The sequence below is a fragment of the Streptomyces sp. NPDC102451 genome (genome assembly GCF_044765485.1).
Taxonomy (GTDB): Bacteria; Actinomycetota; Actinomycetes; order Streptomycetales; family Streptomycetaceae; genus Streptomyces.
The window spans coordinates 167,281-192,092 of record NZ_JBIWKD010000006.1 but is presented as its reverse complement, the minus strand read 5'-3'; the positions used below and the strand labels follow the sequence as shown (position 1 = coordinate 192,092).

General features: G+C 71.1%; 23 protein-coding genes and 2 tRNA genes. 9 read left to right on the top strand and 16 right to left on the bottom strand.

The genetic code is table 11. The annotated features are described in order from the left end of the window. Positions 1 to 76: 76 nt before the first annotated feature. Positions 77 to 1,051, top strand: a complete 975-nt coding sequence (locus ACIRD8_RS16410) for a GlxA family transcriptional regulator (protein ID WP_403991170.1) — start codon at positions 77 to 79, stop codon at positions 1,049 to 1,051. A gap of 67 nt (positions 1,052 to 1,118) precedes the next feature. Here the strand turns inward: ACIRD8_RS16410 and ACIRD8_RS16405 are convergent, their stop codons facing one another. The 9 genes from ACIRD8_RS16405 to ACIRD8_RS16365 form a co-directional block, all read right to left on the bottom strand. Further along, entirely contained in the window at positions 1,119 to 1,856 is a 738-nt protein-coding gene (locus ACIRD8_RS16405) for a D-Ala-D-Ala carboxypeptidase family metallohydrolase (protein WP_403991167.1), read from the bottom strand. Between the two features lie 182 nt (positions 1,857 to 2,038). Beyond that, positions 2,039 to 2,677 (bottom strand): peptide deformylase, encoded by a 639-nt coding sequence (gene def, locus ACIRD8_RS16400; protein ID WP_403991164.1) that lies wholly within the window; start codon positions 2,675 to 2,677, stop codon positions 2,039 to 2,041. 81 nt (positions 2,678 to 2,758) lie between these two features. Further along, entirely contained in the window at positions 2,759 to 3,751 is a 993-nt protein-coding gene (locus tag ACIRD8_RS16395) for a tetratricopeptide repeat protein (protein ID WP_403991158.1), read from the bottom strand. A 90-nt stretch (positions 3,752 to 3,841) separates the two neighbouring features. After that, complete coding sequence (locus tag ACIRD8_RS16390) at positions 3,842 to 5,095, bottom strand: HD-GYP domain-containing protein (RefSeq protein WP_403991155.1); 1,254 nt, start codon at positions 5,093 to 5,095, stop codon at positions 3,842 to 3,844. Further along, on the bottom strand, positions 5,092 to 6,480 hold the full coding sequence (locus ACIRD8_RS16385; RefSeq protein WP_403991152.1) for an HD-GYP domain-containing protein: 1,389 nt from the start codon (positions 6,478 to 6,480) through the stop codon (positions 5,092 to 5,094). The genes ACIRD8_RS16390 and ACIRD8_RS16385 overlap by 4 nt, the downstream gene beginning before the upstream one ends. A 138-nt stretch (positions 6,481 to 6,618) precedes the next feature. Then, on the bottom strand, positions 6,619 to 6,939 hold the full coding sequence (gene rsrA, locus ACIRD8_RS16380) for a mycothiol system anti-sigma-R factor (RefSeq protein WP_099174563.1): 321 nt from the start codon (positions 6,937 to 6,939) through the stop codon (positions 6,619 to 6,621). Next, positions 6,936 to 7,592: a sigma-70 family RNA polymerase sigma factor gene (locus ACIRD8_RS16375; protein ID WP_187281824.1), complete on the bottom strand. Its 657-nt coding sequence runs from the start codon at positions 7,590 to 7,592 to the stop codon at positions 6,936 to 6,938. Before ACIRD8_RS16375 ends, rsrA begins: the two co-directional genes overlap by 4 nt. Positions 7,593 to 7,914: 322 nt before the next feature. Next, entirely contained in the window at positions 7,915 to 8,616 is a 702-nt protein-coding gene (locus ACIRD8_RS16370; RefSeq protein WP_403991150.1) for an alpha/beta family hydrolase, read from the bottom strand. Between the two features lie 9 nt (positions 8,617 to 8,625). Then, positions 8,626 to 9,441 (bottom strand): SOS response-associated peptidase, encoded by an 816-nt coding sequence (locus ACIRD8_RS16365; RefSeq protein WP_403991147.1) that lies wholly within the window; start codon positions 9,439 to 9,441, stop codon positions 8,626 to 8,628. 75 nt (positions 9,442 to 9,516) lie between these two features. Between ACIRD8_RS16365 and ACIRD8_RS16360 the strand changes: the two genes are divergently transcribed. From ACIRD8_RS16360 to ACIRD8_RS16345, 4 genes are all read left to right on the top strand, one after another. Beyond that, a complete protein-coding gene (locus tag ACIRD8_RS16360) occupies positions 9,517 to 10,230 on the top strand; it encodes a M50 family metallopeptidase (RefSeq protein ID WP_403991144.1) in 714 nt (237 codons plus the stop codon). Positions 10,231 to 10,344: 114 nt separating this feature from the next. Further along, complete coding sequence (gene aroA / locus ACIRD8_RS16355; protein ID WP_403991141.1) at positions 10,345 to 11,724, top strand: 3-phosphoshikimate 1-carboxyvinyltransferase; 1,380 nt, start codon at positions 10,345 to 10,347, stop codon at positions 11,722 to 11,724. A 4-nt stretch (positions 11,725 to 11,728) separates the two neighbouring features. Continuing rightward, on the top strand, positions 11,729 to 12,745 hold the full coding sequence (gene rsgA, locus ACIRD8_RS16350; RefSeq protein WP_403991138.1) for a ribosome small subunit-dependent GTPase A: 1,017 nt from the start codon (positions 11,729 to 11,731) through the stop codon (positions 12,743 to 12,745). Positions 12,746 to 12,849: 104 nt separating this feature from the next. Beyond that, the gene (locus tag ACIRD8_RS16345) at positions 12,850 to 13,173 is read left to right on the top strand and encodes a multidrug efflux SMR transporter (protein WP_103514042.1); all 324 of its coding nucleotides are present in this window, start codon (positions 12,850 to 12,852) and stop codon (positions 13,171 to 13,173) included. Here the strand turns inward: ACIRD8_RS16345 and ACIRD8_RS16340 are convergent. Next, complete coding sequence (locus tag ACIRD8_RS16340) at positions 13,130 to 13,717, bottom strand: TetR/AcrR family transcriptional regulator (RefSeq protein WP_403991135.1); 588 nt, start codon at positions 13,715 to 13,717, stop codon at positions 13,130 to 13,132. The two genes, ACIRD8_RS16345 and ACIRD8_RS16340, sit on opposite strands and share 44 nt — an antisense overlap. Before the next feature lie 116 nt (positions 13,718 to 13,833). Between ACIRD8_RS16340 and hisN the strand changes: the two genes are divergently transcribed. Then, entirely contained in the window at positions 13,834 to 14,634 is an 801-nt protein-coding gene (gene hisN, locus ACIRD8_RS16335; protein WP_403991133.1) for a histidinol-phosphatase, read from the top strand. A gap of 153 nt (positions 14,635 to 14,787) precedes the next feature. Further along, on the top strand, positions 14,788 to 15,189 hold the full coding sequence (locus ACIRD8_RS16330) for a cyclic nucleotide-binding/CBS domain-containing protein (protein WP_403991130.1): 402 nt from the start codon (positions 14,788 to 14,790) through the stop codon (positions 15,187 to 15,189). A gap of 136 nt (positions 15,190 to 15,325) precedes the next feature. On the opposite strand, the gene ACIRD8_RS16325 is transcribed toward ACIRD8_RS16330, so the two are convergent. Beyond that, positions 15,326 to 16,795 carry a catalase gene (locus ACIRD8_RS16325; protein ID WP_403991828.1) on the bottom strand — a complete coding sequence of 490 codons (1,470 nt, stop codon included), beginning with the start codon at positions 16,793 to 16,795 and terminating at the stop codon, positions 15,326 to 15,328. A 158-nt stretch (positions 16,796 to 16,953) separates the two neighbouring features. On the opposite strand from ACIRD8_RS16325, the gene ACIRD8_RS16320 reads away from it, so the two are divergent. Further along, positions 16,954 to 17,373: a Fur family transcriptional regulator gene (locus ACIRD8_RS16320; protein ID WP_124274600.1), complete on the top strand. Its 420-nt coding sequence runs from the start codon at positions 16,954 to 16,956 to the stop codon at positions 17,371 to 17,373. A 101-nt stretch (positions 17,374 to 17,474) separates the two neighbouring features. Here ACIRD8_RS16320 and ACIRD8_RS16315 read toward each other — a convergent pair. The 4 genes from ACIRD8_RS16315 to ACIRD8_RS16300 form a co-directional block, all read right to left on the bottom strand. Then, positions 17,475 to 17,548, bottom strand: a tRNA-Met gene (locus ACIRD8_RS16315). Positions 17,549 to 17,641: 93 nt separating this feature from the next. Next, positions 17,642 to 19,705: a sel1 repeat family protein gene (locus tag ACIRD8_RS16310; protein WP_403991127.1), complete on the bottom strand. Its 2,064-nt coding sequence runs from the start codon at positions 19,703 to 19,705 to the stop codon at positions 17,642 to 17,644. A gap of 211 nt (positions 19,706 to 19,916) precedes the next feature. Next, positions 19,917 to 19,990, bottom strand: a tRNA-Met gene (locus ACIRD8_RS16305). Between the two features lie 43 nt (positions 19,991 to 20,033). Then, a complete protein-coding gene (locus ACIRD8_RS16300; protein WP_403991825.1) occupies positions 20,034 to 22,961 on the bottom strand; it encodes a UPF0182 family protein in 2,928 nt (975 codons plus the stop codon). A 128-nt stretch (positions 22,962 to 23,089) separates the two neighbouring features. Between ACIRD8_RS16300 and ACIRD8_RS16295 the strand changes: the two genes are divergently transcribed. Continuing rightward, positions 23,090 to 23,659, top strand: a complete 570-nt coding sequence (locus ACIRD8_RS16295) for a PPA1309 family protein (protein WP_403991124.1) — start codon at positions 23,090 to 23,092, stop codon at positions 23,657 to 23,659. Positions 23,660 to 23,705: 46 nt separating this feature from the next. On the opposite strand, the gene ACIRD8_RS16290 is transcribed toward ACIRD8_RS16295, so the two are convergent. After that, complete coding sequence (locus tag ACIRD8_RS16290) at positions 23,706 to 24,812, bottom strand: PDZ domain-containing protein (RefSeq protein ID WP_403991121.1); 1,107 nt, start codon at positions 24,810 to 24,812, stop codon at positions 23,706 to 23,708.

Here is a 24,812-nt window from a genome sequence, read left to right as displayed (position 1 = left end):
CACTGTCGTCCGTGCGCCGGAATTCCGGCAGTGGCAGGACTGTCACACAGCATCGAATTGCTGCCACACTGACTCCATGCTGAACAACGTCGCCGTCCTGCTGCTCGACGAGGTCCACCCCTTCGAACTCGGCGTCCTGTGCGAGGTGTTCGGGCTCGACCGCTCCGACGAGGGGCTGCCGGTCCAGGACTTCGCGGTCGTGTCGGCCGAGGGCCCGGTCCTCCGCACGCACGCCGGGTTCTCCATCAGCACCCCCCACGGTCTCGACCGCCTGGAGGAGGCCGACCTCATCGCCGTACCGGCGGGGAGCCACTTCATGGAGCGCACGTACCCCGAGGAGGTCCTGGACGCCCTGCGCCGGGCCGTGGAGCGCGGGTCGCGGGTGCTGAGCGTCTGTTCCGGCGCCTACGTCCTCGGCGCGGCCGGGCTGCTGGACGGCCGCCGCTGCACCACCCACTGGCGGCACGCCGACGAGCTGGCGCGCCGCTTCCCCGAGGCCTGCGTGGAGCCCGATGTGCTCTACGTGGACGAGGGAGCGGTCATCACCTCGGCGGGCACGGCCGCGGGCATCGACGCCGCCCTGCACCTGGTCCGCCAGGCGCACGGGCCCGGCGTCGCGAACGCCATCGCCCGCCGCATGGTGGTCCCCCCGCACCGGGACGGAGGCCAGGCGCAGTACATCAAGCGCCCGCTGCCCCGCACCCGGTGCGACACCGTCGGGGAGACCCTCGCCTGGATGGAGCGCCACCTCGACCAGGAGATGACCGTCGAGCAGCTGGCCGCCCAGACCCACATGTCGCCCCGGACCTTCGCCCGCCGCTTCCAGCAGGAGACCGGCACCACGCCGTACCGCTGGCTGCTGCGGCAGCGGGTGCTGCTGGCACAGCACCTGCTGGAGACCTCGGACGCGACCATGGACACGATCGCGGGACAGACCGGCTTCGGGAACGCGGCGGCGCTGCGCCACCAGTTCGTACGTTCGCTGGACACGACCCCGAACGCCTACCGGCGCACCTTCCGGGGGCCGGCCGGCATGACGGAGGCGGCCTGACGGACGAGGCCCCGCCGGGGTGATCACGCGATCACCCCGGCGGGGCCTCGTCACTGCGGGCGTGCGCTCAGATGCCGCACTGCGAGGCGGACCAGAAGTGGCTCGGCCCCTGGTTCACGTGGATGTGGTCGCTGTGCCCCGCGTAGCCCGGGCCGAGGATCCCGTTGAATCCGTGGTTGCGGGCCTGCTTGGCGATGGTGCACAGGGAGTGCGGCCCGGCGCCCAGGTCGACCGCGTCACCGTAGAGATGACGGCTGTTCGTCGCTCCGCCCACCGCGGAGTTGCAGGAGGTGGACCGGAAGCCGCTGGTGACGCGGATCGACTGGTCGCCCAGCGCGTGTCGCAGGGCCTGGAGCTTCCACATGCTGCTCAGGGCGTTGGCCTTGGCCGTGCCCGCGGCGACCGCTCCGCCCGCCCAGGTGCTGTTGCACTTGTTGAGCTCGGGATAGGTGAAGTTCACGGGGGTACAGTCGTCGTCCTGGAGCGCGTAGAGCTTGGCCTGGGTGGCCGGCCCGGCGACCCCGTCCGCCGCGAGGCCGTACGCGGACTGGAAGCGCTTGACCGCGGCCGTGGTGGCCGGGCCGTACGAGCCGTCGATGGCCAGCACGGAGTTGTACCCCGGATAGCCGGCGACCCGGATCTGGAGCTGGGTGACGTCGTTGCCGGTGGCGCCGGACGACAGGGTGCGGGTCCAGGTGTAACAGCCGTCGGCCTGCGCGGTTCCGGCGGTGACGACGGCACCGCCGATCGCGAAAGCCATGGTCATGACAATGCCGAGCAGCAGATGTGCGGTCCGTCTGAGCATGGGGGTCTCCCTGCGTATGAGGCGCGGTGGCATGGCGTGGGGATGAGCCTGGCGGACGGGTCGACGCGCGTCAACTACGCCCGGGACAACACTGGTTGACGATCCCGCCGCACCCGCGCGCAACACCGGCCACAGGAAAGGGCCCCGCCGGCGGCAGGGCCCTTCTCCGTACGGGTGCGGCGTCAGTCGTTCGGGACGACCTCGTAGCGCGCGGTGCCTTCCGCCATCTGCTTCAGGGCGTCCTTGCGGTCCCGCTTCGACAGCCGGTCGATGTACAGGTAGCCGTACAGGTGGTCGGTCTCGTGCTGGAGGCAGCGCGCGAAGTAGCCGCTGCCCCGCACCTTCACCGCGTTGCCCTGGGCGTCCTGGCCGCGCACGACCGCGTAGTCGGGGCGCGCGAGCGAGGCGTACGCCGTGGGCACGGAGAGGCAGCCCTCGTTCGAGTCGTCGAGGTTCCGCCGGTCCGGCGCGAGGTCCTCCAGCACCGGGTTGCAGATCGCGCCGACGTGCCGCACCCCGTCGTCGTCCGGGCAGTCGTAGACGAAGACCTTGCGGTCCACGCCGATCTGGTTGGCGGCCAGGCCCACGCCCTGCGCCGTCCGCTGGCTGGCGAACATGTCGTCGATCAGCCGCGCGAGCTCGTCACCGAACTCCGTGACGTCCTGGCACTCCTTGTGCAGGACCGGGTTGCCGACCACCGTGATGGGGCGGGACGTGCCGCGCTCTCGGTGCGCCGCCTCGCGCGCCTCGCAGTCCTCGGTGTCCACGAGGAATCCCTCGTCGTCCACACCGGTCTGCTCGTCCGTCTCCTGCTGCGACATGTCCGCCGTTCGCCTTCCTGCAACCCTGAGCCCGTGAGTACCCGCACCGGAATCGGTGCGCGTACAGCCTACGGGCACCGGTCAGCAGACTTCTTCCAGATCCCGCCACTCACGGCTGTCCGGGCTGTCCGCCACCCAGCCGTCGAGCAGACCGCGCACCAGCCCGGCCGGAGCCGCTATGCCGCACTCACGCTCCGGCACCCAGAGGTCACCGGCGGTGCGGTGGCCCAGCGGCCCGGGGTGGCCCGGCTCGCTGTGGTCGTGCGGGTCCAGGTGCTCCCCGTCGCCCTCGTCGCTCTCCATCGGGCTCTCCGAACAGGCACGGCAGAGCAGCCGCACGGAGGACGACCAGTCCTCGGCGGCGAATCCGGCGTCGGAGGCGAGCCGCTCCAGCGCGTCCCGGTCGGCCTCGGTGGCGGCCTCCAGGAGGACCACCCAGGTGGGGACGGGGGAGGGCGCCCACAGCTCGATCTCGTCGAAGACCGGGTACGACGGCCCGGCCGCCGTGATCCGCTCGCCGTTCGGCACGCCGTCGTGCAGGACGACCTCGCCCCAGCGCCGTCCCGAGGACGGCAGCGGGATCGACAGCACCTCCAGCCGTGCGGGATCGAGCCTGCGGCCCCAGACGACCTCGGCCTCGCCCTCCGGCGAGAGCCGCACGGCCGCGCTGCCCAGCTCCATGCCCGTGGGCTCGCTGTTGGCCGCCGCGTTGTGCTGGCCGCTGCCCGGCACCTTCAGCCCGTAGGCCTGCCAGGCCCGGCGCGCCAGCGGCCAGTCCTGGAGCGCGGTGGCGGCGATCCCGACGTTCCACCAGTCCGGGGCCCCCGACTCGCGGTCGAGCAGGGCGACGGCGCGCAGGCCGGCGGCCCTCGCCTGTTCCCAGTCGTGCCGGAACTTGTGCAGCAGGGCGAGGTTGAACCAGGACTCGGAGAGCCAGGGCTCCAGGTCCGCCGCGCGCGTCAGCAGCGCCCCCGCGTCCTCGTACCGGCCGTCGCCGATCAGCGTGAACGCGCGGTCCGTGGCCTGCCGCCAAGAGGCGGACGGCCGATGCCGTACCTTCCCGAAGATCCTCACGATTCCCGCCTGTCCCGAATGGACACCCTCTTTTTCCGCTCTCTTCGCATCCAACCATGCCCGGCCGGACGCTCGCTCATTACCCATGGGTTACCCAGCCACGGCAGGGGTCAGACCGCCCCGCGCCAGGACTCTGGCCAGTGCTTCCACCACCTGGGGCTGGTAGTCGCGGCCGGTGCCGAGCCTGAGCTGCTCCAGGGCCCCCAGGGAGCCCTTGACGCCTTCCCCGCACAGGTCGTCGTACGCGTTGACCGTACGGACGATCCTCGCGGCGGTCTGCTGTTCCCGGTACGGATCCGCCTGCTGCTCCACCACCACGGCCACCGCGGGATCCACTCCGGTCTGCCGGACCACGGCCCCTCCCAGCAGCGCGATCCTCCGCTGCTCGGCGGCCGGCAGGACGGCGGTCGCCCCGTCGGCCACCGGGTCGACGAGGGAGAGCTGCCCGATGTCGTGCATCAGCGCCGCGTACTCCAGCACGGTCAGCTCGGGACCGGTGAGCCCCAGCTCGCGCCCGACGGCCGTGGAGAGCCCCGCCACCCTGCGGGCGTGCCCGTGCGGGGTGTAGCCCGCGATCTCCGTGGACCGGGCCAGCGACGCGATGGTCTGCCGGTACGTCGTGCGGACGGCGGCGTACCTGCGGAACGAGACCTGGGTGAGCAGCAGCGGTACGCACAGGACGGGCAGGGCCCACAGCCCCGCCACGGCGACCCCGAGCGCCATCACGGCACCGGTCGCGCAGACCGCCGAGCCGATACCGCTGAGCGCGCGGAGTTCGTCACGCAGCTGCGGCCCGTACGGACGGGAGGTGCCGGAGGTGAGGGCCGCGAGGACGGCGTCGCAGAGGGCGGTGAGGACCAGCAGCACGAGGAGGAAGAGAGCGAAGTACGGCCCCTCGCCGAACCAGCGCTCCGTCCGGCCCGTGTGGTGGAGCGGCTGGAAGCACACGGCGGCGAACGCCACGGCCAGCACACGGCGGGCCGCCTGGTCGGGCCCGGGGCCGCTCCCCCGCGCCATGTGGGGCACGGAGGCGAGCAGCTGCGCCGCGACGACGACGGTGATCACCTGGAGCACGCCGTGCGCCGTCTCCTGTCCGCCGCTGCGCCCGAGCAGTGCGTACGCGAGCGCTCCGGCCGCCCCCAGCGGCGCGGGCTCGCGCTCGCCCGGCAGGGCTCCCCAGCGGGCGAGCTCACCGACGGTGATCAGGACTCCGAAGGCGAGGGCGTGGCCGGGCTCGACGACGCCGTTCCACAGGGTGTGCCCGAGCGCGACGGCCGCGAGGACCAGCGCGGCACCTCGGACCGCGAGGACGGTCGGCGACGGGTGGTGGGACGCCGGGGTCACCTGGGCTGTCCCGGCCGGTCCTGTGCACCGGTGGCCGGCGGGCGTGCAGCCGCCCGCTGCCTCGGCAGCCCGGCCGGCTCCTCCTCCGAGGTGACCGTGTTGGCAGCGGCGGACCAGCCGTGGCGGTCCAGGGCGCGCGCCAGCGCGCGGACCATGCGCGGGTCGAACTGGGTCCCGGCGCAGCGCTTCAGCTCCTCCACGGCCACGGGGACGGGCCGTCCGCGCCGGTAGGAGCGCGTCGAGGTCATCGCGTCGAAGGCGTCCGCCACGGCGACGACCCGGGCGAACTCGGGGATCCGGTCCCCGGCCAGGCCGTACGGATAGCCGCTGCCGTCGAGCCGCTCGTGGTGGTGCAGGATCGCGGCGCGCGCCTCGTCCAGGAAGCCGATGCCCCGGACGATCTCGTGGCCGTACTCCGGGTGCAGCTCGATGACGCGGCGCTCCTCGGGGGTGAGCGGGCCGTCCTTGCGCAGGACCCGGGTCGGGACGCCGAGCTTGCCGACGTCGTGCAGGATGCCGGCGAAGCGGAGGGCCTCCATCCGGTCCTCCTCCATGCCCAGTTCACGGGCGATCAGCTCGGAGGCACGGCCCACCCGCTCGCTGTGCCCCCGGGTGTAGCCGTCCTTGATGTCGACGGCCTGGACGAGCGCCCTGATCGTGGCGCGGTGGGCGGCGTGCTGACGGTGGTACTGCGCGAAGACCCAGCAGGAGATGTACATGGGCAGCAGGACGACCAGCGCGGAGAGCGGCCCGTAGGAGCTGTGCCAGAGGACGGCCATCATCAGCCCCGCGAGCGCGTGCACCAGATGCGGCCCCACGGAGCGGGCCGGCAGCCCGCGCCAGGCGTGCCTGACGGCCACGCGCTCGGCCGTGACGAGGATCCCGCCGTCCAGCGCGGCCAGCACCAGACTGAAGACGAGCGCGGTCGCGCAGGCCGGGAGGAGGGCGTACGGAAGATCGGGCCCGGCGTCCCCCGAGGAGCCGCCGAGCGTGGCGGGGCCGCCCAGGAAGGCGTACGTCCATGAGGCGGCCCCCACGGTCAGCGCGAGCTGGGAGGCCCGCCAGACACGGCGCGCGGCGGCCGGCGGCCGGTCCACCCGCCCCGCGAGCGCGCCGGGGACGGCGACGAGAACGGCGGCGGACGGCGGCAGCAGGAACGCCGCGGCGAGCAGCAGGGGGAAGAACGATCCGGCACTGATCGGCACGGAGCTGCCGAAGAAGGGGCAGCGGCCCGGGAGCTCGCACGCGAGGTAGAGCGCGGCGAGGAGGCCGAGGGTGCCCCAGGGGGTGGCGGCGCCCGGGGAGAGTGCGGGAAGGGCGCAGACCACGGCGCCCGCCGCCACGCACAGGATGTGGACGCGCGCTGCCCTCGGTGTGCCCCTCACCCGTACCGCCCGCCCCCAGCCTGGTCAATGGAGGCGCCAGGCTAGCGAGTTGGGGATCGGTCAGGGCCCGAACGGACCGGATTAGCACATTCGGGTGACACCACGGGGATCAGCGCGCGGCGGGACGGTCGAGCGCCGTCACTCGGCGGCGGCGGCCGGACGGTCTGCGCCGCCCAGGGCCACGTCCTGCTCGGGCACGGCGTGCCCGGAACGGATCAGGTCGATCCGCCCCATCACCTTCGAGCGCAGGTCGGCCGGGACGTCGTCCTGTCCGCAGCAGCGCTTGACCAGCTTCTTCACGGCCTGCTCCAGACCGTACTTCTCCAGGCACGGGGAGCACTCCTCGAAGTGCACCTCGAATTTGGTGCAGTCGCCCTCGGGCATCTCATGGTCGAGGAACTCGTAGAGATGATCGAGAACCTCTGAGCAGTCCGTCTCGTGCGGCTCTCCGCAGCTCATGAGGCCGAGCCTTTCGTGTCGTCCGACTCACCGGCTCCGGCCGGGACGAGCCCGCGCTCACGCGCGTAGTCCTCCAGCATGCCGCGCAGCTGACGGCGTCCCCGGTGCAGCCGGGACATCACCGTACCGATGGGTGTCCCCATGATGTCCGCGATCTCCTTGTAGGCAAAGCCCTCTACGTCGGCGAGATACACGGCGATGCGGAACTCTTCGGGGATCGACTGCAGTGCGGACTTCACATCGGAGTCCGGCAGGTGGTCGAGTGCCTGGGACTCCGCCGAGCGCAGACCGGTCGACATGTGCGACTCCGCACGCGCCAGCTGCCAGTCCTCGATCTCCTCGGCGGCGCTCCGCTGGGGTTCGCGCTGCTTCTTGCGGTACGAGTTGATGAAGGTGTTGGTGAGGATGCGGTACATCCACGCCTTGAGGTTCGTGCCCTCACGGAACTGGTGGAAGGACCCGTACGCCTTGGCGTAGGTCTCCTGCACCAGGTCCTCGGCGTCCGCGGGGTTGCGCGTCATGCGCAGCGCGGCCGAGTACATCTGGTCGAGATATCCCAGGGCGTCCCGCTCGAAGCGCGCGTTGCGCTCGGCAGTCGTCTCCTGCGCACGGCCGTCGTCGGTCCCTGTGTCGGTCCCAGTGACCGGACCCACCTCCTCCAACGATGTGGCGGAGCCGAAACCGGACCCGCTCGCATCGGAGAATAGTCGACCTTGCTTCCCGGCGGGCTGTCGATCGGCACCGCCCGGGGCGCGCGCCGGAGTGCTCTTGGCCGCGTGAAGCACCGTCCACTCCAGTTCTGCGGCGTTCGAGCGGCTCGGGCAGATGGTCGAACCCATGCGACGGACTCCCTCTCCACGTACGACGGCGTCGTACCGACATCGGCGTTGTGCCGACACCAGCCACAACAGCCGTCCCGCACGGCGCATTCCCAGGCGTCGGCGGGCGCCCGGGGGCGTGAGCGGGACCACAGGCTCAGGTGAGTCCGTCCAGCCACTCGGCCACCGCACCGGTGAGGAGGCCCATCGTCTGATCCACGGTCAGCGGCGCCTTCTTCGGCACGGCGAAGCCATGATCCGCGTCCGGCACCTCGACGAGCCCGTGCGTCCCCGGGGGAAACTCCTCCGGCCGCCCGAACGGGTCGCGGCCGCCCTGCACCACGAGGGTGGGGACGCCCGTGCCGAGCAGTTCGTCCGCGCGGGACTTCTCCGGCTTGCCGTTGGGGCCTCCCCTGCTCGAACGGAGTTGAGAGCTTGGGGAAGGGTGCAGGGGAAAGCTCAGGGTGAGCACCGCGCGGGCGCCGAGCTCCGCGGCCGTACGGCAGGCGACGCGGGCTCCCGCGCTGCGGCCCCCGGCGACGACGGGAAGCCCCGGGGCCGTCAGCGCGGGCCACAGCCCCCGCCAGCCGGTGTCCAGGGTCCTGGGCGCGGGCGCCAGCTTCTTCCCGGCCACCCGCCAGGGCTGTTCCACCAGGGCCACGGTCACCCGGCGGTCCGGGAGCGCGGCGCCGAGGGCCTGGAGGTCACGGGCCTCGATGCCGCCGCCGGCGCCATGGCTGACGGCGAGCACCAGACGGGCCCGTTTCGCGGGGAGCCAGGTGATCCTGGCCACTCCCGCGTCCGTCTCGACGCTCTCGGTCTTCCGCGCTGTCGCTGCAGTAGGGCTCACACCGACCATCCTGCCGGGTCAGAAGAGCGTGCTCTCCTCCGGCGCGGCGAGCTCCTCCAGGAGTTCCGGGCCGTTGTTGCGGACGTTGCTGACGGCGGTGGCCACCGGATAGGCCCGCATCAGTCCGCCGGGCGGTGGCTCCAGCAGCGCCTTCAGCTCCTCGATGCCGGTGTGCGACGGGTCGAGCCAGTCGTCCCAGCGGTCCGGGGTCAGCATCAGCGGCATCCGGGGGTGGATGTCGGAGAGTGAGGCGGGTCCCTCTGCGGGGGCGACCGCGAGCGGGGACGTCTCGGCCTCGGTGGTGATCACCGAGCAGGTCACCCACCAGGCCGACGGATGGTCGTCAGGGAGTGTCCGGTCGCGCCAGAACTCGTACAGGCCGGCCATGGCGAACACGGAGCCGTCGGCGGGCGTCACGAAGTACGGCTGCTTACGGGGCCGCTTCTTCCTGCCCTTCTCCTCCAGCTGCCGCTCCTCGGCGCCGGTGACCCACTCGTAGTAGCCGTCGGCGGGCAGGATGCAGCGCCTCGAAACGAAGGGGCGGCGGAAGGACGGCTTCTCGTGGACGGTCTCCGCGCGGGCGTTGATCATGCGCGCGGCTCCCTCCGGCGTTTTCGACCAGGACGGCACGAGTCCCCATTTCAGGGCGCGCAGCTGGCGAACCGGCCGCTGATCGTCCGCGTCCTTCACAGGACGGTCGAGGACCGCGTAGACCTCCTTGGTCGGCGCGACGTTCCAGTCGGGCTCCAGGGTCTCCGTGGGTTCCCATTTCTCCACGCCGAAGAGCCCGGTCAGATCCTCCGGCCGCCGGCTCGCTGCATACCGTCCGCACATAAGTGCCAGACTGCCACGACCCGCCAGTCGAGTGGATGCCGATTCCCTCGAGCACCTCAAGGAGCCGCCCGCACCATGGACAGCACCGACCTCGGCGATCTGTGGGATCGCATCTTCGGGACCCAGCCGGCGCCCGAGCAGTGGCTGGTGGTCGTCACGGCCACGGCGGCGCTCGTCGCGGTCGTCCCGAACCTCATATGGCGTCTCTCCCGCAACGCGATCACCATCGCGCACGAGGGAGGGCACGGCCTGGTCGCCCTGCTCACCGGGCGCCAGCTGTCGGGCATCCGGCTGCACTCGGACACCAGCGGCCTCACCGTCAGCCGCGGCAAGCCCACCGGCATCGGCATGATCCTCACCGCGGCGGCCGGCTACACGGCGCCACCGCTGCTCGGGCTCGGCGGTGCCTGGCTGCTGACCAACGGCCGGATCACCCTGCTCCTGTGGCTGGCGACCGCGCTCCTCGCGGTGATGCTGGTGATGATCCGCAACCTGTACGGGGCGCTGACCGTCATCCTCACGGGCACGACCTTCCTGCTGGTGTCCTGGCTGACCTCCGCCGACGTCCAGTCGGCGTTCGCGTACACCGTGGTCTGGTTCCTGCTGCTCGGCGGCGTGCGTCCGGCGTTCGAGCTGCAGTCCAAGCGCAGGTACGGCGGTGCTCCCGACTCCGACGCCGACCAGCTCGCCCGGCTGACGCACGCACCGGCCGCGATATGGCTGTTCCTCTTCCACGCGGTGTCGCTCTGCTCGCTGATCGGCGGCGGACGCTGGCTCCTCGGGCTGTGAGAACGCCTGAGCGTGCGTGGGTGGGAACCCACCCCTACCACCCTTGTATTACGCCCCGGTTTCGGCCCTTTTGTTCAGGATCTGGGTTTGCGCTGAGCCACTAAAGTGAGGGGCATGACCGAAAGTTCCGTGCACCCCGCCCTCTGGCCCGCCCCCCGAGCGACCGGGGCCGTCGACGCGACCGTCACCGTGCCCGGATCGAAGTCGGTCACCAACCGCGCGCTCGTCCTGGCCTCGCTGTCCTCCGAGCCGGGCTGGCTGCGCCGCCCGCTGCGCTCGCGCGACACCCTGCTGATGGCCCAGGCGCTCCGCGCCATGGGCGTGGGCATCGAGGAGGGCGTGGGCCCGGACGGCTCGGGCGAGGCCTGGCGGGTCATCCCCGCGGGTCTGCACGGACCGGCCCAGGTGGACGTGGGCAACGCGGGCACGGTGATGCGCTTCCTGCCGCCCGTGGCCTGCCTCGCGGACGGCCCGGTCCACTTCGACGGCGACCCGCGGTCCTACGAGCGGCCCCTGCACGGCGTGATCGACGCGTTGAAGTCGCTGGGCGCCCGGATCGACGACGACGGCCGGGGGACGCTGCCGCTGACCGTGCACGGCGCGGGCGCGCTGGACGGCGGCCCGGTCTCCATCGACGCCTCCTCGTCCTCCCAGTTCGTCTCCGCGCTGCTGCTGTCCGCGCCCCGGTTCAACCAGGGCGTGGAGGTGCGCCACACCGGCTCGGCGCTGCCCTCGATGCCCCACATCCGGATGACCGTCGACATGCTGCGCTCGGTCGGCGCCCAGGTCGACGAGCCGGAGTCGGGCGGCGAGCCCGATGTCTGGCGGGTCTCCCCCTCCGCACTGCTCGGCCGCGATCTGACGGTCGAGCCCGACCTCTCCAACGCCCAGCCGTTCCTGGCCGCCGCACTGGTGACCGGCGGCCGGGTCACCGTCCCCGACTGGCCGCTGCGGACCACCCAGCCGGGTGACGCGCTGCGCGAGATCTTCACCGCAATGGGTGGCGCGTGCGAGCTGACCGAGCGCGGGCTCACCTTCACCGGCTCGGGCTCGGTCCACGGCATCGACGTCGACCTGAGCGAGGTCGGTGAGCTGACCCCGGGCATCGCGGCCCTCGCCGCCCTCGCGGACTCCCCGTCCACCCTGAGGGGCGTCGCCCATCTGCGGCTGCACGAGACGGACCGGCTGGCGGCGCTCACCAAGGAGATCAACGGCCTCGGCGGCGACGTCACAGAGACCGCCGACGGCCTCCGGATCAACCCCCGCCCGCTGCACGGCGGCACCTTCCACACGTACGACGACCACCGGATGGCGACCGCGGGCGCGATCATCGGCCTCGCCGTGGCGGGGGTGGAGATCGAGAACGTCGCCACGACGGCCAAGACGCTGCCGGACTTCCCGGACATGTGGACGGGCATGCTCGGGGAGCCCTCCGGCGCCGTCGGCGTCTCGGCCGGTGCGCCCGGCGCCCCCGCCGGAAGGCGCGGGGTCTGAGGACATGCGCCGCTACGGGAAGAACCCCGACGAGGACGACATCCGCGTCCGCCCCAACCCCAAGGGCAACCGGCCCCGCACGCACACCCGCCCCAAGCACGAGGACGCCCAGGACGGCATGGTCCTCACCGTCGACCGGGGCAGGCTGACCTGCCTGGTCGACGACCGTACGGTGACGGCGATGAAGGCCCGCGAACTGGGCCGCAAGGCCGCCGTGGTGGGCGACCGGGTCTCCCTCGTGGGTGACCTCTCCGGAGCCAAGGACACCCTGGCGCGCATCGTGCGGATCGGTGCGCGTACGTCGGTGCTGCGCCGCACGGCGGACGACGACGACCCGTTCGAGCGGGTGGTCGTCGCCAACGCCGACCAGTTGGCGATCGTCACCGCGCTCGCCGACCCCGAACCCCGCCCGCGCATGATCGACCGCTGTCTGGTCGCGGCGTACGACGGCGGGCTCACCCCGCTCCTGGTGCTGACCAAGTCGGACCTGGCCTCGGCGGACAAGCTCCTGGAGGCGTACACCCCGCTCGGGGTCCCCTATGTCGTGACCAGCCGCGAGGAGCTGGAGAACGGGGACGCCGCCGAACGTGTGCGGGAGCTGCTGAACGACCGGGTGACCGCCTTCGTCGGGCACTCCGGGGTCGGCAAGACGACGCTGGTCAACGCGCTGGTGCCGAAGGACCGGCGGCGGACGACCGGGGTGGTCAACGCCGTCACCGGGCGCGGCAGGCACACCACCACGTCGGCGCTCGCCCTGCCGCTGCCGGGCGACCGGGGCTGGGTCGTCGACACCCCGGGCGTACGGTCGTTCGGACTGCACCACGTCGACCCCTCGCGGGTCATCAACGCCTTTCCCGATCTGCAGCCGGGCACGGAGAACTGTCCGCGCGGCTGCACGCACGACGGCCAGGAGCCGGAGTGCGCCCTGGGCGCGTGGGTCGCGGAGGGGCACGCCGATCCGGCACGCCTCGACTCGCTGCACCGGCTGCTCTCGACGCGCGAACGGCGCGAGGGCGACTGAGCGGGGCGGCTTCCGACTCGCGCACGTTTGCGGGCTTCCACGGCTGGTAAGGGCATAATCGCGCAAGCGAGACGAAGCGTCACCTACGTGGGAGGCACCGGACGATGGCGTGGTTGCTGGTCGTGGTCGCTGGACTGCTCGAGACCGGCTTCGCCGTGTGTCTGAAGCTCTCGCACGGATTCACCCGGCTCTGGCCGACGATCGCGTTCTGCGCGTTCGCCCTCGGCAGCTTCGGGCTGCTGACGCTGGCCCTGAAGAAGCTCGACGTCGGACCGGCGTACGCGGTGTGGACGGGCATCGGGGCGGCGGGCACCGCGATCTACGGGATGGTCTTCCTCGACGACGTGGTCTCCGCGCTCAAGCTCGTGTCCATCTCGTTGGTGATCATCGGGGTGATCGGGCTCCAGCTGTCCGGTTCGGCGCAGTGAGTCCCCGGGGGGCCAAGGATTCCGTAGGCACCAGTGCGTACGAGAGGGCGAGCCGCAGCGCGATCTCGCAGGTCAGTGCCAGCTCCGCGGGGTCGCGCGGCGAAGGCCCCTCCTCCAGTGCGGCCACGGCCCGGTCCCTGACGAGCGTGAGCAGCTCGGTGGGCGTGGGCAGTGCCGTGTCCGTACGCCTGCCGTCGCATGGATCTCCCGGTCTGGGCAGGTGCTCTCCCCAGACGCCCGTGAGCAGGGCCTTCACCAGGACGTCCGCCCGCGCGGCCCGGACCGTCCAGCGGGCGAGCTCCGCCGGCCCTTCCCCCCGGACGCGGCCGGCGCCGAGCGTACGGTCCACGCCGGCGAGATAGCCGTCGGCCGCACGCCGGATCAGTGCGCGGGCCAGACCGTCCTTGCTGCCGAACTCGTTGTAGAGGGTCTGCCGGGACACCCCGGCCCTGGCCGCCACGTCGACCATGCGCACGGCCGTCCAGGGCCGGGTGCGCAGCGCCGACTGTGCGGAGTCCAGCAGTGCTTCTCGCGCCGACGGCATCGTCGCCTCCCACGCCGGGGACCTGCGATTCAGAGTTGACGCGCCCGGGGGCACTGTCAAGGGTCCGCGCACGGGGCCGTGTAGCCCGGGCGGGTGGCGGTGGATACTGTGACGGCATGCCCGACTACCACGATGATCTGCGCCTGGCCCACGTACTGGCGGACGCCGCCGACGCGGCGACGATGGACCGGTTCAAGGCTCTGGACCTCAAGGTCGAGACCAAGCCGGACATGACCCCGGTGAGCGAGGCCGACAAACACGCGGAGGAGCTGATCCGCGGGCACCTGCACCGGGCCCGACCGCGCGACGCGATCCTGGGCGAGGAGTACGGGATCGAGGGCACCGGTCCGCGGCGCTGGGTCATCGACCCGATCGACGGCACCAAGAACTACGTACGGGGTGTCCCCGTATGGGCGACGCTGATCTCGTTGATGGAGGCGGGCGAGGACGGCTTCCAGCCGGTGGTGGGCGTCGTGTCGGCCCCCGCGCTGAGCCGCCGCTGGTGGGCGGCGAAGGGCGCCGGCGCGTTCTCCGGCCGCAGCCTGACGTCCGCGACGCGGCTGCACGTGTCAAAGGTCGAGCGGATCGCGGACTCCTCGTTCGCGTACGCCTCGATGACGGGCTGGGAGGAGCAGGGCCGCCTGGACGGCTTCATGGACCTGACGCGGGCCGTCTGGCGCACGCGCGGGTACGGGGACTTCTGGCCGTACATGATGGTCGCCGAGGGTTCGGTGGACATCTGTGCGGAGCCGGAGCTCTCCCTGTGGGACATGGCGGCCAACGCGATCATCGTCCAGGAGGCGGGCGGGCAGTTCACCAGCCTGGACGGGGTCTCCGGCCCGGGCGGCGGCAACGCGGCGGCGTCCAACGGCCTGCTCCACCACGAGCTGCTCGGCTATCTGAACCAGCGCTACTAGGGGGCGGCGCGGGCCGGCGCGCGGAGGAACGGCGCGCGCCCTCTTGTTGAGTCCCTTCCTGGGTGCGACTCTGAGAGTCCCCCCACTTGTGAACTTGTGAATTCCCTCACGAGGGGCTTCACAGGTCACTTCTCGAAGGAGGTGGCTCCTCGCATGCTTGTCCGTGACGCCATGAGCACCCTGGTCCTCACCATCGGCCCGGCCCACACGCTCCGGCAGGCGGCCCGGCTGATGTCGGCCCGCCGTATCGGAGCGGCTGTCGTCCATGACCCGGACACCTGCGGCCTCGGCATCATCACCGAGCGCGACATCCTCGACGCCCTCGGCGCCGGGCTGGATCCCGATGTCGAGACCGCGTCCACCCACACCACCACCGACGTGGTCTTCGCCTCTCCCGTGTGGACCCTGGAGGAGGCGGCCGAAGCCATGACGCACGGTGGTTTCCGGCATCTGATCGTGCTGGACGGCGACGGCCCCGTCGGTATCGTCTCGGTGCGCGACATCATCAGGTGCTGGGCGCCGGCCCGGCGGATCCGCCCCGAGATGGCCCTCTGACCCCCGCGTTCCCACCGCCCCCGCCGGCACCCCCGTCCGCGTCCCTGTCCGCGTCCCTGTCCGCGGACGACAGTGGGCCGGACCCCCGGGAGAACCTCCCGGGAATCCGGCCCACCACCTACGGCAAGCGCCCGTGTCAGCCGCGCAGGGCCTGGACCGCGGCCTCCAGCCGCTTGCCGAAGTCTCCGTCGGCCTGACGGAAGTTGCCGATCGCGCGCTCGGCGATGTCGTCGCGCGAGACCTTGGAAATGAACCCGGAGAGGTTGTCGATCAGACGGACCTTCTCCTCCTCCGTCATCAGCCGGTAGAGGTTGCCGGCCTGCACGAAGTCGTCGTCCTCGGCGTGGACCGGCGTCTCGTGGTTGCCCGTGCCGCCCGTGACGGGAACGGGCTGCCAGAGCGGCCGGTCCGTCTGGAACGGGCCGCCGAAGCTGTTCGGCTCGTAGTTCTTCGCGCCCTTGTGACGGCCGTCGTAGAGGTAGCCGTCACGGCTGTGGGTGCGCGCCTCGGTGGCGTGCGGACGGTTCACCGGCAGGTGGTCGGCGTTGATGCCGACGCGGTAGCGGTGGGCGTCGCCGTACGCGAAGAGACGGCCCTGGAGCATCTTGTCGGGGGACGGGCCGATGCCGGGCACGAAGTGCGACGGGCTGAAGATCGACTGCTCGACCTCGGCGAACACGTTCTCCGGGTTCCGGTTGAGCTCCAGCTTGCCGATCTCGATCGGCGGGTAGTCCGCGTGCGGCCACACCTTGGTGAGGTCGAACGGGTTGAAGCGGTACGTGGCCGCCTCGGCCGCCGGCATGATCTGGACCTGCACCGTCCAGGTCGGGAAGTCACCACGCTCGATGGACTCGCGCAGGTCGCGCTGGTGGCTGTCCGGGTCCACACCGGAGAGGCGGACGGCCTCCTCGGTGGTGAGGTTCTCGATGCCCTGGTCGGTCTTGAAGTGGTACTTGACCCAGAAGACCTCGCCGGCCTCGTTGTTCCACTGGAACGTGTGCGAGCCGAAGCCGTCCATGTGACGGTACGAGGCCGGGATGCCCCGGTCACCGAAGAGCCAGGTCACCTGGTGCGTGGACTCGGGCGACAGACCCCAGAAGTCCCAGACGTTGTCCGCCTCCTGCGATCCGGTGTACGGGTCGCGCTTCTGGGTGTGGATGAAGTCGGGGAACTTGATGGCGTCCCTGATGAAGAACACCGGGGTGTTGTTGCCGACGAGGTCGTAGTTGCCCTCCTCGGTGTAGAACTTCAGCGCCCAGCCGCGGGGGTCACGCGCCGCGTCGGCGGAGCCGAGGTTGCCCGCCACAGTGGAGAAGCGCAGGAAGGTCTCGGTCTCCTTGCCGACCTCCGAGAGGAACTTCGCCCGCGTCCACTGCGAGACGTCCCGGGTCAGCGTGAAGGTGCCGTACGCACCGGCGCCACGGGCGTGCACGACACGCTCCGGGATGCGCTCGCGGTTGAAGTGGGCGAGCTTCTCCAGAAGCGCCTGGTCCTGAACGAGAACCGGTCCACCCGGGCCAGCGGTCTCGCTGTTCTGATTGTCGGCTACCGGAGCGCCGGCCTCCGTGGTGAGCGGTCCCTGAGTCACGCGCGCCTCCTGCGTCATGTCCTGCACAGCGTCGTTCCCTGTGCAGCCTGTTCTCGGCCGCAGCCTGTCCTTGGCCAATACGTCACCGATCCTACAATGGACTTTGTCCAAGTCAAGCAGCCATCTAAAGTCACACCGACTCGGGACTCGGGGCTGTCCACTGTTACGCTGGGCCCATGAGTGACCTCCTGGAACGACTTCGTGGACGCGGCTGGCGCATGACGGCACAGCGGCGCGTGGTGGCCGAGGTTCTCGAAGGGGACCATGTGCATCTGACGGCGGACGAGGTCCACGCGAGGGCCGTCGACCGGCTGCCCGAGATCTCCCGGGCCACCGTGTACAACACGCTGGGCGAGATGGTGTCCCTCGGAGAGGTCATCGAGGTCACCACCGACCGCCGTGCGAAGCGGTACGACCCGAACGCCCACCGCCCCCACCACCACCTGGTGTGCGGGCGCTGCGGAGCCATCCGGGACGTGCACCCGTCCGGCAATCCGCTGGCGGACCTGCCCGACGACGAGCGCTTCGGCTTCACCGTCTCGGACGTCGAGGTCACCTACCGCGGCATCTGCCCGAACTGCGCGGCCACGGCCTGAGGCCTCACTCCCTCAGGGCCTGAGGTTCCGGCCCTGAGGCCTTTGCACGGGCATACGACTGAGGCCCGGATCCTCGAAAGGATCCGGGCCTCAGTCTTTAGTAGCGGGGACAGGATTTGAACCTGCGACCTCTGGGTTATGAGCCCAGCGAGCTACCGAGCTGCTCCACCCCGCGCCGTTGTGATTGCAACTCTACGGTACGCACACCGGCCGGAGCAAATTCATTCGCCGGACACCCGCGCGCACCCACGGTCCGTCCGGCCCGCCGTCACGCGGTGAGCTCCTGGTGGAGCGCCTCCAGCAGCCGTGCGGCCCGCTCCGCCACCTCCGCCGGACCCAGCTCGACCGCCCGGGCGCACCAGCGCTGCCCCTCGGTGAGCTCGCCCCGGCGGGCGGCGAGCAGCGCGAGGCGCAGGGCCGCCCTGCCATGCCCGTCGTTGGCGGCGCGGCTCCACCACAGGGCCGCCTCGCGCTCGCTGCCCTCACGGGCGAGCAGCAGGCCGAGGTTGAAGGCCCCGTTGCGGCTGCCCGACTCGGCCGCCTCGCGGTACCAGCGCGCGGCGCTCCGCATGTCACCGCGCGCGGCCGCCAGCATCCCCGCCCTGACCTGGGCACGGCGATGGCCCTGCTCGGCCGCCCGCTCGTACCACTCCTCGCACTCGGTCTTCTCCGGCATCGGCTCGCCCAGCGCGGGAGGGCCAGGCGCGGGCTGGCGCAGGTCGAGGACGCCGGCCAGCCGGAAGGCCGCCTCGGCGCTGCCGCCGCCCGCGGCGCAGCGCAGATGGCGCTCGGCCGCCCGCTCGTCGCCGTCCCGCAGCAGGGCCATGCCCACCTGGAGCGCGGCATCGGTGTGCCCGGCGGCGGCCGCCCGCTGGTACCAGCCGAGCGCCGTGCCGTCCTCGTCCCGGCCGGCGTGCAGGATGCCGAGGTTGAAGGCGGCGTCCACGCTGCCCGCCTCCGCGGCCTTGGAGAACCACGGCTCGGCCCCGGTCGCGTCCCCTGCCTGGAGCAGGAGCACGGCCAGCGCGTTGGCCGCCTCGCGGTGTCCGGCGTACGCGGCCCGGCGGTACCACTGCTCGGCCTGCGGGATCCGGTCCTGGGCGGCACAGAGCAGGCCGAGGTTGTACGCACCGTTGACGTCACCGGCGTCCATGGCGGCGCGGTACCAGCGCTCGGCGGTCTGCTGCTCGCCCCGGGCCGCGTGCAGGGCTCCCAGGGCGTTGGCGGCGTTGCCGTCGCCGTCCTGGGCGGCACGCAGCCACCAGACGGCCGCGCTCTCCTCGTCGCCCGCGTCACGCAGCAGGAAGCCGAGGGCGCAGGCCGCCCGGGGCTCGCCGTCCTTGGCGGCGGTGAGGTACCAGCGGCCGGCCTCCTTCAGCTCCCCGCGCTGTTCGAGGATGGCGCCGAGGTGCAGGGCGGCACGGCGGTGCCCACGGGCCGCGGCCTGGCGGTACCACTGCTCGGCCTCGCCGACGCGTCCGGAGTCCGGGCCCGCGACGGGACCGTCCGGCCTGGCCGGCGGGACGGCGTCCAGCCCCCGGCGCTCCTCGCCCCCGACGACGCGGCCCAGGCCGAAGGCGTCGTGGGCGTCACCGACGGCGTTGCGCTCGATGGTCCGCGCCAGGCGGTACGCGGCCTCCCTGTGCCCCTGCTCCGCGGCGGCGCGCAGCCAGCGCTCGGCGCCGTCGTCCCCGCGGTGCTCCAGCAGGTCGGCGAGCGCGTACGCGCCCAGGGCGTGGCCCTGCTCCGCGGACTGGCGCAGCCAGTACTCGGCGCCGGGCTCGTCCCCGCGCTCCCGGAAGTGACGGCCGAGGGCGTGCGCGGCGGCCGCGGAACCGGCGACGGCGGCGATCCGCCACCAGCCGGCCGCCTCGTCCGCGTATCCCCTCTGGTGGAGCAGCACGCCGAGGTTGTTGGCCGCGGCCCGGTCGCCCTCGGCGGTGGCCGCCCGGAGGTGGGTCTCGGCACCGTCCAGGTCGCCGCGGCGCAGCAGGAGGGCGCCCAGGACGCTCATCGACGCCGTGTCACCGGCTTCCGCGGCACGGCGGTGCCGCGCCTCGGTCTCGTCGGCGTGGTCCGCGGTGTCGGTGGTGTCGGTGGTGTCCGCGCCGCCGGCCGTGACGGCTCTCTCGACGGCTCCTACGACGGTGCCGGGCGTCCCGGTGATGTCCACGGTGAAGGCGGCGTCCTCGTGGACGCCGTCGGCGGTGTCAGCGGTTCCGGCCAGGGCAGCGGCGAATGCCGCATCTGCCATGTTTTCCGTCGTCCGGCCGCGTCGCTGCACAAACCGCCCTGTCTCCAACAGAGTTGCCCTGTCCCCCATAAATACCATCGTCGCACCACCTGCAACCCGCGTACACCTGGAATACCGCGGCCAGTGAAGTCACTTCGGCGTTTTGTCGACATGCCCACAGAGAGACAAGTGAAACACGAGTGAGTCCAACTCGTGCCCCGCGAACCGCACTTCACTCCGACAACTTGAAAAATGCGCCGTGACATGACGAAGGCCCGGATCCCAAAGGATCCGGGCCTTCACCTTTCAGTAGCGGGGACAGGATTTGAACCTGCGACCTCTGGGTTATGAGCCCAGCGAGCTACCGAGCTGCTCCACCCCGCGTCGTTGTGTTCAAACCGTACCACGACGCGGGGTGGACCTTTTCTCAACTGCCCTGGTCGTCGCCCTCCGGCTTGGCCGCGCCCTCGGTGCCCGAGGAGCCGGCACCTGCCTTGGGCTGAGCCGCCGCGGCACGCTCAAGGGCCTCCTGCAGGTCCTTCTGAGCCTTGCCGTAGGCCTCCCAGTCCTGCTCCTTGAGAGCCGTCTCACCCGCCGTGTACGCCTTCTGGGCGTCCGCGATGGCCTTCTTGAGAGCGGCGTCCCCGGTGGCCGGAGGCTCCGTGGTGTCACCCGGTGGCTCGTCCGGCTCGGTGGGCGGAGTCGTCGTATCGGAGCCCTCGACCCCGAAGACCGCGTTCAGCGCCTCACCGAGACTGTTCTCGAACACGATCTTCGACCCGTACGAGGCGGCCACCTTGCGCAGCAGCGGATAGTTCTGCGTGCCACCGCGCGTGTACACCGGTTCGATGTAGAGGAAGCCTCCGTCGAGCGGCACCGTCAGGAGGTTCCCGTACTCGATGTCCGAGTCGGTGCCCTTGAGGTTTCTCACGAACTCGGCGACGTCGTCGTTGCCGTTGAGCTCACTCTGCACCTGGCCAGGACCCTTGACCGTACTGGTGACTCTCAGGAGTCTGATCGTGCCGTAGTCCTTGCTGGCCGCGTCCGCGTCCACCGCCATGAACGCCCCGAGGTTGGGCCGCCCCTTCGGGGTGAAGGTCGTGGTCAGGGAGAACTTCTGCGTGTCCTGGTCCGGCATCTTCATGCTCAGGTAGTACGGCGGAACGGACCCGGGTTCCTTGTTGGTGGGGTCGTCCGGCACCTGCCAGGCATCACTGCCGCTGTAGAACTGCGCGGGGTTCACGACGTGGTACCGCGTCAGCAGCTCACGCTGGACCTTGAACAGGTCCTGCGGGTAACGCAGGTGGTCCATCAGCTCCTTCGGGATGTCCGCCCGCGGCTCCACCGTGCCCGGGAACGCCTTGCGCCACGTCTTGAGCACCGGGTCCTCGGTGTCCCACTCGTAGAGCTTGACCTTGCCGTCGTACGCATCGACGGTGGCCTTCACGGAGTTCCGGATGTAGTTGACCTGGTTCTGCTGGGCGACGACCGCGCGCTGGTTGGTGGTCAGCGAGTCGGCCGTGGTGTCACCGAGCGTCGTACGCGAGGCGTACGGATAGCCGTTGGTCGTGGTGTACGCGTCGACGATCCACTGGATCCGGCCCTCGACGACCGCCGGGTAGGCGTCGCCGTCAATGGTCAGCCAGGGCGCGACCGCCTCGACGCGCTCCTTGGGGGTGCGGTTGTAGAGGATCCGCGAGCCGTCGCCGATGGCTCCCGAATACAGGATCTGAGGCTCGCTGAAGGAGACCGCGTAGGCCGCCCGGTTGAAGGCGCTGCCGAGGCTGACCCCGCTGTCGCCCTCGTAACTGGTGGTCTTCTCGCCGTCCTCCTCGTAGTCGAGCTCCTTCTGGGGCCCGCCGACGATGGAGTACTGCTCGGTCTTCTCGCCGTAGTAGATCCGCTGCTCGTACTTGCCCAGCTCGCCGGTGGTCGGCAGACCCGACTCCGTGAAGTCGGGGGACCCCGTCGGGTTGGTGCCCGTCGTGGTGCCCCGGGCCGCGATGACGCCGTAGCCGTGGGTGTACGTGAAGTGGTCGTTGATCCAGTTCCTCTTGGGGAGGCCCTGGAGGTTCAGCTCGCGCAGGCCGATGACGGTGTCCTGCTCCTTGCCGTCCTCGCCCTTGTAGCGGTCGACGTCCAGCGTCTTGGGGAACTGGTAGTAGTTCCTCTTCTGCTGGAGCTGCTGGAACGCCGGCGAGACGACGTTCGGGTCCATCACGCGGTAGCTGGCGGCCGAGTCGGCGCTCGCCCTCAGCTTGGTGCTGTCGTCGGTCGTGCTCGTGCCCGAGTAGTCGTCGACCTTCGCGTCGTCGATGTCGTAGGCGTCGCGCGTCGCGTCGATGTTCTTCTGGATGAACGGGGCTTCCTTGGCCTGCTCGTTCGGCTGGACCTGGAACTTCTGCACGATCGCCGGGTAGAGCCCGCCGATCAGGATCGCCGAGAGCACCATCAGACCGAAGCCGATCACCGGCAGCTGCCAGGTGCGGCGCCAGAGCGTCGCGAAGAACAGCACGGCGCAGATGACCGCGATGCAGAAGAGGATCGTCTTCGCCGGCAGGTAGGCGTTGGCGTCGACGTACCGCAGGCCGGTCCAGTTGTCCGTGGCCTTGAAGTCACTGGACTTCACGGCCAGGCCGTACCGGTCGAGCCAGTACGCCACGGCCTTCAGCGTGACGAAGACGCCGAGCAGCACCGAGAGATGACCGGTGGCCGCGCCCGTGGCGCGCGCGCCGGGGCTCGTGATCCGCAGCCCGCCGTAGAGGTAGTGGGTCACCGCCGCCGCGATCAGCGACAGCACCACCGCGGCGAAACCGAAGCCGAGCAGGAAGCGGTACCAGGGCAGGTCGAAGGCGTAGAAGGAGACGTCCAGCTTGAACTGGGGGTCCTTCTGCCCGAACGACACGCCGTTGACGTACATCAGCCACGTACGCCACTGGCCCGACGCGGAGGCGCCGGCGATCAGCCCGACCAGCGCGGTGACCGCGAGCAGCACCCACTTCTTGTACGGGGCGACACTCATCCGGTAGCGGTCCAGGCTCTGCTGCTCCAGCGACATCGCGCTCAGCGGCGGCCGGAGCCGGTGCGCGAGCCAGATGTTCACACCGATGGCCACGGCCATCAGCAGTCCGAAGACGAGGAACAGCCCGATCTTGGTCCACAGGGTGGTGGTGAAGACGGACGAATACGCGACCGACCTGTACCAGAGCCAGTCCGTCCAGAACCCGGCGAACATGACGAAGGCCATGGCGAGGACCGCCAGGACGCCCAATGTCATGAGCAGGGTACGGGCGCGCCGGGACGGGCGGCCGACTCTGATCCGTGGCCCGGTCGGGCCTCCGCCGCGGTCCGGCATCTGGAAAGCCAACGTGCGCACCTCGAAGTTCGCGGGTCGTGTGGAGCGGGCCCAGCGATCGTAGAGCCCACCTATGCAACTTACTGAGGCTTTACCTAGTTCCCGTTCCCGGGGCAGAAGGAGGCAGGATGTTGGGCATGCCCAACGTTTCCCCCTCAGGCCCTCCGATGGCCGCGAGCCCACTCACCGTCGCCGTCCTCGAAATCGACGCCTATGCCGCAGGTCTCGGCTGGGACCAGCCGGCCAGGCTGTTCGCCCTGGTCGACACCGCCCGGCTGCGTGCCCACGAGCCGGGCCTCGCCGCCCAGCTCGGCCTCGACGACGGCGCTTCCACGACCGCCACCCTCACCCCTGTGGAGCAGGAAGAGCTCCCGGCCGGCACCGCGCTGGACGAATTCCTCGCCACGATCGCCTGGCCCGACGCCGTGGTCGGCTGCGCCATGACCGTCGAGCGGCTGATGCTGCCGCCCTCGGCGGAGGCGTCCGTACCGGACGGCCTGTCCGACGCCCAGCTGACCAAGTGGGTCGCCGAGCACCCGGACCGGCAGGAGGTACGCATGACCGTGGCGGTGCTGCGGGACGGGGCGCGGGACTCCGCCGTGCGCCTGCGGGAGAAGGACTCCCCCACCGAGGTCCTGACCGGTGCGGGGCTCGTTCCGGGGCTGGCCGAGGCACTCGCGGCCACCTTCGAGTCCTGACGCCTCCGGCGGGGGCCGGCCGGCAGCCTCTCAGCCCTTCGAGCTCTCAGCCCTTCGAGCAGCTCGGCAGGCCGGCCGTGTCCCCCGCGCGGATCTTCTCCAGGGACTTCTTGGCGTCGTCGAGGGTCTTCACCCGCACCAGGGTGAGGCCGCTCGGGGTGTCGGAGTCGGCAGCGGAGCAGTTGTCGTCCGGAGTCAGGAAGTACCGGGCGCCCGCGTCGCGCGCGCCGACCAGCTTCATGTTGATCCCGCCGATGGGGCCGACCTTGCCGTCGTCGTCGATGGTGCCGGTGCCGGCGATGAACTTGCCGCCCGTCAGCTTGTCGGGCGTCAGCTTGTCGATGATGCCGAGCGAGAACATCAGTCCGGCGCTCGGGCCGCCGACGTCGGCCAGCTTGATGTCGATCTCGAACGGGAACGTGTGGTCCGTCCCCGCCTGGATCCCCACGATCGCCCGGTCCTCGGAGGGGTTCGAGGGGTCCTGGGGCCCCTTGCGGGTGGTGAGCGTGACGTCGCGGGAGCCCTTGGGCTCCTTGCCCGCCTTCTCCGCCGCCGCCGCGGTCTTCGCCGGGATGATCGTGAAGACGACCTTCTCGCCGGGCTCGTGCTTCGTGACGAGCTTCGCCACGTCCTCCGGCTGTTCGACCGCCGTGCCGTCGACCGCCTCGATCACGTCGCCCGCGTGCAGCACGCCCTCGGCGGCGCTGTCCTTGACGACCGTGGAGACCACCACGCGGGAGGTGACGGGGATCTTCAGCTCCTCCAGGGCAGCGACCTTGGCGCTCTCCTGGGACTGGCTGAACTCCTCGGCGTTCTCCTGCGTCGACTCCTCCTCGGTCTTGCCGTCCGGGTAGAGGGTCTCGTGGGGCACGACCACGCTGTCATGGGCCAGCCAGCCGTAGACGGCCTCGACGATGTTCATGTCGTAGTCGGCACCGGTGACGCGCACCGTCGTCATGTTGAGGTTCCCGGACGTGGGATACGTCTTGCGCCCGCTGATGTGCAGGACGGGCTCGCCACGGGCGTCGCCGAGGGTGTTCACGGTCGGGCCCGGGGACATCTCCGAGTACGGCACGCGGATCAGCACGCCTGCGCAGAGCAGCGCGATCAGGATGAGGGTGGAGGCGAGCATCGTCGCGGTGCGGCGTGGCAT

What these genes read in the sequence shown, in the direction of transcription:
- def (WP_403991164.1), bottom strand. Translation starts at nt 2,677, where the DNA reads ATGTCGCAGCAGGAGACGGACGAGCAGACCGGTGTGGACGACGAGGGA.
- rsgA (WP_403991138.1), top strand. Translation starts at nt 11,729, where the DNA reads ATGCGCCGCTACGGGAAGAACCCCGACGAGGACGACATCCGCGTCCGC.
- ACIRD8_RS16345 (WP_103514042.1), top strand. Translation starts at nt 12,850, where the DNA reads ATGGCGTGGTTGCTGGTCGTGGTCGCTGGACTGCTCGAGACCGGCTTC.
- hisN (WP_403991133.1), top strand. Translation starts at nt 13,834, where the DNA reads ATGCCCGACTACCACGATGATCTGCGCCTGGCCCACGTACTGGCGGAC.
- ACIRD8_RS16365 (WP_403991147.1), bottom strand. Translation starts at nt 9,441, where the DNA reads ATGTGCGGACGGTATGCAGCGAGCCGGCGGCCGGAGGATCTGACCGGG.
- ACIRD8_RS16330 (WP_403991130.1), top strand. Translation starts at nt 14,788, where the DNA reads ATGCTTGTCCGTGACGCCATGAGCACCCTGGTCCTCACCATCGGCCCG.
- ACIRD8_RS16300 (WP_403991825.1), bottom strand. Translation starts at nt 22,961, where the DNA reads ATGCCGGACCGCGGCGGAGGCCCGACCGGGCCACGGATCAGAGTCGGC.
- ACIRD8_RS16340 (WP_403991135.1), bottom strand. Translation starts at nt 13,717, where the DNA reads ATGCCGTCGGCGCGAGAAGCACTGCTGGACTCCGCACAGTCGGCGCTG.
- ACIRD8_RS16320 (WP_124274600.1), top strand. Translation starts at nt 16,954, where the DNA reads ATGAGTGACCTCCTGGAACGACTTCGTGGACGCGGCTGGCGCATGACG.
- ACIRD8_RS16290 (WP_403991121.1), bottom strand. Translation starts at nt 24,812, where the DNA reads ATGCCACGCCGCACCGCGACGATGCTCGCCTCCACCCTCATCCTGATC.
- ACIRD8_RS16410 (WP_403991170.1), top strand. Translation starts at nt 77, where the DNA reads ATGCTGAACAACGTCGCCGTCCTGCTGCTCGACGAGGTCCACCCCTTC.
- rsrA (WP_099174563.1), bottom strand. Translation starts at nt 6,939, where the DNA reads ATGAGCTGCGGAGAGCCGCACGAGACGGACTGCTCAGAGGTTCTCGAT.
- ACIRD8_RS16360 (WP_403991144.1), top strand. Translation starts at nt 9,517, where the DNA reads ATGGACAGCACCGACCTCGGCGATCTGTGGGATCGCATCTTCGGGACC.
- ACIRD8_RS16370 (WP_403991150.1), bottom strand. Translation starts at nt 8,616, where the DNA reads ATGGTCGGTGTGAGCCCTACTGCAGCGACAGCGCGGAAGACCGAGAGC.
- ACIRD8_RS16310 (WP_403991127.1), bottom strand. Translation starts at nt 19,705, where the DNA reads ATGGTATTTATGGGGGACAGGGCAACTCTGTTGGAGACAGGGCGGTTT.
- aroA (WP_403991141.1), top strand. Translation starts at nt 10,345, where the DNA reads ATGACCGAAAGTTCCGTGCACCCCGCCCTCTGGCCCGCCCCCCGAGCG.
- ACIRD8_RS16295 (WP_403991124.1), top strand. Translation starts at nt 23,090, where the DNA reads ATGTTGGGCATGCCCAACGTTTCCCCCTCAGGCCCTCCGATGGCCGCG.
- ACIRD8_RS16405 (WP_403991167.1), bottom strand. Translation starts at nt 1,856, where the DNA reads ATGCTCAGACGGACCGCACATCTGCTGCTCGGCATTGTCATGACCATG.
- ACIRD8_RS16325 (WP_403991828.1), bottom strand. Translation starts at nt 16,795, where the DNA reads ATGACGCAGGAGGCGCGCGTGACTCAGGGACCGCTCACCACGGAGGCC.